Raw genomic sequence first — 1,067 nt, 5'->3', positions numbered from 1 at the left:
CTTCTCGCTTATTCACCAGTTTAATGAAAAGAACCTGGGTATTTATAGCATCTATCGGGACTCGAATGAAGACATTTGGCTAGGGACTACTTCACGTCAGGGACTAGTCAGAATTACCAAAGATAAAAAAATAACGCGCAAGTTCCCCATCGGAGAGAAAGGGGAAACAATCAGTTTCTCCAGCATCCGGGCATTTTTGCCTCTGCGCAAGAATGTATATCTGATCGGAACACGTTCATTCGGGCTCTATGAGTACGACGTAGAAAAAAAGACCCTCATACAATATTCGACAGAGGAGAAAGATCCATCCCGTCAACTGGAAAATAACTACGTAACCAGTATTCTAAGAAAGAAGAACGGAGAAATATGGATCAGCACTTTTGGAGCAGGTATTTACCAATATCAGGAAGGTAAAGGGATCGTGCGTCATATCGGTACGGAGGAAGGACTGACTAACGAAGAGGTCTATACTTTAATAGAATACAACCAGAATATATGGGCAAGTATTGATAATGGCATTGCCGAAATCAACACTAAAACGGGACAAGTGCACGTTTATGACTGCTTCGCCGGCCTTGAAACGTTAGAATTTACTCCGCAAGGAGGCATTTGCCTCCCTAATGGAGAAGTTTATTTCAGCGGCAGTAATGGATTCCTGTCCTTTGCTCCCCGCTCGTTGATAAAAAACAATATGATGCCGCCGGTAGTACTCACCCAGTTGACCGTTAACAACAAAGTGATCCAACCGGGCGATCAGAGTCATTTGCTGGATGCCAATCCCGACGACACAGAAACCATCACTCTGGCATACAATCAAAATAACTTCTCCATTGCATACTGTGCGCTCAATTACATTCTTCACGAACAGAACCAGTATGCTTATAAATTAGTGGGACACGATGAAGACTGGAATCATGTGGGAACCCGTAAAGAAGCCTATTATACCAATATCGCTCCCGGCAAATACATCTTTCATGTCATTGCCTCCAACAACGACGATGTATGGAACACCCAGGGAAAAACGCTGGAAATCATCATTCTTTCTCCCTGGTGGAAAACCCCATGGG

Annotated in this window: 1 protein-coding gene; it reads left to right on the top strand. The window is 43.8% G+C overall.

Annotation, left to right across the window (positions count from 1 at the left end; translation table 11 throughout):
- On the top strand, window positions 1–1,067 hold a 1,067-nt coding region (locus AB5935_RS27835), incomplete at both ends, for a triple tyrosine motif-containing protein (protein ID WP_368328080.1).

Origin of the sequence: Phocaeicola sp. RTP21198st1_B8_RTP21198_201120 (assembly GCF_040929485.1) — a bacterium.
GTDB classification, from domain to species: Bacteria; Bacteroidota; Bacteroidia; order Bacteroidales; family Bacteroidaceae; genus Phocaeicola; species Phocaeicola dorei.
This window is presented reverse-complemented; position numbering and strand designations above follow the sequence as displayed.